This is a genomic window from Candidatus Syntrophosphaera sp. (assembly GCA_019429425.1).
Taxonomy (GTDB): Bacteria; Cloacimonadota; Cloacimonadia; order Cloacimonadales; family Cloacimonadaceae; genus Syntrophosphaera.
Genome location: JAHYIU010000117.1, coordinates 1 through 4,916, shown reverse-complemented (window position 1 = coordinate 4,916; position 4,916 = coordinate 1). Strand labels below are relative to the sequence as shown.

The 4,916-nt window shown below is 56.0% G+C and carries 4 protein-coding genes; 1 reads left to right on the top strand and 3 read right to left on the bottom strand.

Going from position 1 to position 4,916, the window contains the following annotated elements:
* From K0B87_09265 to nadC, 3 genes are all read right to left on the bottom strand, one after another.
* Window positions 1-1,589, bottom strand: a 1,589-nt coding sequence (locus K0B87_09265; protein MBW6514923.1) for a hypothetical protein, incomplete at its 3' end; no start/stop codon positions are given.
* 331 nt (window positions 1,590-1,920) lie between these two features.
* Entirely contained in the window at window positions 1,921-2,634 is a 714-nt protein-coding gene (locus K0B87_09260; GenBank protein ID MBW6514922.1) for a hypothetical protein, read from the bottom strand.
* Between the two features lie 2 nt (window positions 2,635-2,636).
* Entirely contained in the window at window positions 2,637-3,458 is an 822-nt protein-coding gene (gene nadC, locus K0B87_09255; GenBank protein ID MBW6514921.1) for a carboxylating nicotinate-nucleotide diphosphorylase, read from the bottom strand.
* A 290-nt stretch (window positions 3,459-3,748) separates the two neighbouring features.
* Between nadC and K0B87_09250 the strand changes: the two genes are divergently transcribed.
* On the top strand, window positions 3,749-4,747 hold the full coding sequence (locus K0B87_09250) for a succinylglutamate desuccinylase/aspartoacylase family protein (GenBank protein ID MBW6514920.1): 999 nt from the start codon (window positions 3,749-3,751) through the stop codon (window positions 4,745-4,747).
* Window positions 4,748-4,916: the final 169 nt, after the last annotated feature.

The window sequence follows — 4,916 nt, the reverse complement described above, 5'->3', positions numbered from 1 at the left end:
CTGGGAGTGCTGTTTCCGGTGATGCTGAGAGCGCCCAGATCGTTGACGATCGCCTGGCCAGTGTAGAAAATCGTGGTCTTGGGGAACTGGCCGGAAAGCGTCGCGTTGGCCGGAGGATTGGCCGGATCGAACAAAGTGCCGTCGGCATAGATCGCCAGCGCGCGGGTCGCGCCGATCGTCTGGGCCTGGAAATTATCCATGTAGTTATAATACTGGGTGTCCATCGGCCGGTTCACCATCATCACCAGGTTACCGGGGGTGTGCATATATGGCGTTTGCAGTGGAATGGTGATGGTATTCGGTCCGGCGGGATACTGCACATTGCCGTCAAAGACCAGGGTCAACTGCGTGGAGGGTATCCAGCCGCCGCTCAGGTCCTGCAGGTTGGTTGTACCCAGCCAGATCTTGGTGGCGCCGTTGGGCATATTGGTTTGGAAGTTGTTGTAGAACTGAAGGGATGTGATGGTTCCGCTCACGAAGCCGAGTTCGTCCGGGTAGTAGAGGCATTCGAACAGGGAATTCATCCAGTAGAAATTCATCGGAATATTGGCCAGTTCGCTGCCGTCGCCGATGGTGACAGCCTGCACGCCCGTGGGCTGCACAGTCACGTTCAGGCCGGGCGTCTGGTCGTTTGTTGTATTCTCATCGCCGGCCAGGACCACTTTTCCATAGAGGACCGCGGGGCCGGCAGCGTCCGGAGTCCAGGGAATGTTGAAACTAAGGATCTCGCCGGGCTGGATGGCCGTTCCAGCAACCGTTCCCAGTTCGATCGCCGGTTCTTTGAACAGCTTGACCGAGTAAGTCGTTTGGGGGTTGGAACCGCGGTTGCGGATGGTGATGGAGTAGATGGCTTCCATGCCCTGGGTGGGAGTGGTGTTACCCGTGATCATCATGGCGGCCAGGTCATTCGGAACCGGAACCACGGGATTGAACTCATAGATCGTTCCCTGGGCCGGAAAGGCCGCAATGGAAGTGTTTTCCACGGTGGTGGAAACGGTGGCGGGCGGACCCGGAGTCACGCTGTAGAACCATCCCGCGCCGCCGGGGGCCATGTTGATCCCGATCGAGGCGCTCGCGTTGGCAGGTGTTCCGGTGGCAGGGCCGTAGATCATGTCGATCTTGCCGGTCTCATAGATCCGCACCTGGATATTGAATTGGTTGCCCGCGTAATAATTCCACTGCAGGTCGGTGTACTGGACAGTGAACACGCGGTTGGGGGCGGTGCCGGTCATCAGATACTGCGCGTTTCCGCCCGTGAGGCTGGTATCGTCCCAAAGCGCCGCTATGACAGGACGGTAGAGGGTTGAAGCGAGTTGGTTGGAAAGGTTGCTGCTGGTCTGAGTGCCTCCCAGATCGATCCAACCGTTGGAGGATATCTTGATCTGGGTGATGACGTCATCGCCATAAGCGAAATTGAAGCCCAGCGGGATCACCCCCGAGAGCATATCGTCGCCCGAGATCCCGGCATCAGTGCCATTGATCGCGGTGTAGGTCCCGGTCGTCGCCAAAAAATCGAAATACTCGTCAATGGTGGCGTAGGACAGACAAACTGTGATTATCATCACGAGGAGCAATGATAGTCGTTTCATAGGTTATCTCCTTTATCCCATACTTATTAGGGTATTGCTGCAAATTGATTTCGGACTGTCGCAGAGCCTGAGTTGGATGCCTCATCCGAGCCATGAATACAATGTATTGAAGCCTGCTGGCATTATTGCATCTTGCATTGGGGGTCACACGCTATGAACTTGCCGCGGATTTTGCCACTCCGCATACCTCGCTCAACTGATTCTGGATTTCTGTCAAGCAATAATTTCCCGGCTGCCAAATCCTTGTTTAAATGAGACCCAAGTACAGATTGCCCGTAAAATTCCTGACACCAGAAATATCAGCTCGGGGCACTCACTGCCCCGCTTTTGTTCAGATATCTGTGAACCTCTCCATCAGGATGCGTCCGCAGCTTTCGCAATAGTTCAGTTTCCGCCGCACCTGAAGTTCGATGCGGATCTGGGGGCGGATCACGAAGCCGCAGCCCCCGCAGGCTCCGTTCGTAACATAGACCACTGCGCAGTTGGACTTGTTCTTGATCATGTTTCCATACTGCTTGATCAGGTTCACGGGCAAGGTGTGGGCCAGCTCGTTGCGAGCGGCGCGGATGGTTTCGATCTCGCTTTCCAGGGAGGCTATCTTCTGGCGCAATTCCCCTTCCCGGGCGCGTTTGGTCTTTTCTGCCTCTTCCAGTTCGGCTTTGTCAGTATCGACCTGTTTCTTGGCCTCAGCCTCGGTCTCCATGAGCTCCAGTTCCTGGCTTTCCAACTCGGAGATTTTTTCCTTTAGGTAGGAGATCTCGCTATTCAGGGCCTTGTATTCCTTGTTGGTCTTGATCTCGGAGAGTTGGGTGGCGTATTTCTTGATGTTCTCATGGAATTGCTTGATGTCGCTTTCGATGGCGCGCTGTTTTTTGGCAATTTCGGCGCGTTCCGTCTCGCTGTTGATGAGGTTGGCGGTGGCTTGGTCGACGTGGTCGATGATGTCGTTAAGTTCTTTCGGAAGTTCCTGTTGCAGAAGTTTTAGGCTGCCGATCTGGTCGTCAAGTTTCTGCATCCGGGCCAGGGTGCGCAGTTGTTCCTCCATCTTTACTCCTTGAATAAAAGACTGATGTCCAATGATTTGTATGAATGGGTCAGGGCCCCGCTGGAGATGTAGTGCACTCCGGTTTTGGCGATGGCGCGGATGTTGGCGGCTGTGACTCCTCCGGAAACCTCAAGCTCGGCCTTTTTGCCGAAGCGCTTGACGCAGGCCTTGATCTCCGCGATCTCCATGTTGTCCAGCATCACCCGGTCGACCCCGGCTTTCACCGCTTCCTCGAGCTCGAGGATGTTGGTGACCTCGACCTCGATCTTGTGGGCGGTGTTGTGTTTTTTCACGCGGCTGACCGCTTCCGTGATGCCGCCGCAGGCGCGGATGTGGTTCTCTTTGAGCATGACCATGTCATAGAGCCCGAAGCGGTGGTTGAAGCCGCCTCCGACCCGCACGGCGTATTTTTCCATGCCGCGCAGGAGGGGCGTGGTTTTGCGGGTGTCAAGCAGACGGGCATGGGTGCCTTCAAGCTGCGAGGCCATCGCGCGGGTGAGGGTGGCGATCCCGCTCAGGCGCTGCAGAAAATTCAGGGCGGTGCGCTCAGCCTGCAGGATACTCGCGGGATTGCCCTCGATCCGCATGATCTCCTGGCCGCGCTTGACCTCGTCCCCATCCTTGCAATAGAGCGTGATCTTCAGGAGCTTGTCCACCGTCTGGAAAACCTCCCTGGCGATCTCCACCCCAGCCAGGATGCCGCCGGCCTTGGCGATCATGAAAGCCTGCTCCGGAACGGATTCCAGCTCCAGATAGGCGGTGCTGATGTCTCCGCTGCCAATGTCCTCTTCCAGCGCCAGCCGGATGATCTCATGCCAATTCATCTGTCCTCCGGGATAAAAAAAAAGCATCTGCGCGCTGGCAAATGCTTTCTATATCAAAGCTGTAGTTGTGTTGAGAACTTATCTGCTTGTTTCGTATACACATATGGCTGTTATCCTTTTCCTGGGTACAGCTTCTCCCGAAGGGGCAGATCTGTCAAGCAGTATCTAAGCCCAGGCCCTGCATGCCTGTCCGGGCGGCCGGATCGGGGCCCGGATGCAAATCCATTGACGGATTTTCCCCTGTTGCCAAAATGGTTTTTATGTATCGATATTGCCGTGTCCGGTTCGGATTGCTGATTTTCGCCGCCCTGGCCTCAGCCTGCGCGGTCAACAGGGGAAACGTGTTTCCCCTGCCCAGGGGCTATCTGCTTGAATCTGAAGTCTTTGCCGCCGCCAAAGCGATCCAGGACATCGATCCCGGCCTCGTGCGGTTGAACATCATCGGCTTCAGCGGCACGGAAAACCTGCCCCTCTACGCCTTGGAGATCGGCCGGGCCGAAGCTTCGCGGAATGTCCTGATCATCGGCCAGCATCATGGAAATGAGGTGCTGGGCGTGGACCTGGTCATGGCCTGGGCAAATGAGCTGGCCCGGAAATCCGCTTCTGACAAGCGTATCGACGCCATCCTGGACGAATTCCGCTTCTGGATCGTGCCCACCATCAATCCCGAAGGCTACCGCGTCGTCTCGAGGGGACTTTTCCAAAACAAGCGCAAAAACAACCGCGACACGGACGGCAACGGCAGGCTGGATGTGCATACCGACGGGGTCGACCTCAACCGGAACTATCCCGTTTTCTGGGATGAGGACCGCGTCCTGCCCCCCTCCCATCACAATTACAAAGGATCCGCCCCTGCCTCCGAACCAGAGGTCAAAGCCGTGATCGCGCTGGCCCAGAAGACCCGCTTCGAACTGGCGATCTTTTACCACAGCTCGCCCACCGGAGCCCTGGCTGAAAAGATCTTCCTGCCCTCCCTGAATCCCGGAAACGCAAGGCAAAAAGCGCGTTACGACTCCCTGCAGGCCATCTCCCAAAGCTATGCCGACGACATCAAAAAGGACTACCTGAAAGGCAACTACGAGCTCGGAACGATGCCCGGTACCCGCATTGGAACGGCGCGGAACTACTTTTTCCACATCCAGGAAACCGCCGCCTTTTTGGTCGAGATCGGTGGGGTGAATAAAGACGGCATCAGTGTCATCCATCCCCCGGCCAAAAAGAAAGACCAGATCATGGCCAGGCACGTCAAAGCCCTGCGCAAGCTCTTTTACTCCGGGCTGCGCAGCTGAGCCGCGATCTCACACCATTTCCATATCTCCCATATATAGAAGAAGACCGTTGCACATAGTGATTTTCACTAATAATACAGGCATTGCTTGTCATCCCGGGCTTGACCCGGGATCCAGTCTTTAGCATCCCTATTGCACCGCCAATCAGTAGTTTGGACACTTTTCACAA

What these genes read in the sequence shown, in the direction of transcription:
- nadC (MBW6514921.1), bottom strand. Translation starts at nt 3,458, where the DNA reads ATGAATTGGCATGAGATCATCCGGCTGGCGCTGGAAGAGGACATTGGC.
- K0B87_09260 (MBW6514922.1), bottom strand. Translation starts at nt 2,634, where the DNA reads ATGGAGGAACAACTGCGCACCCTGGCCCGGATGCAGAAACTTGACGAC.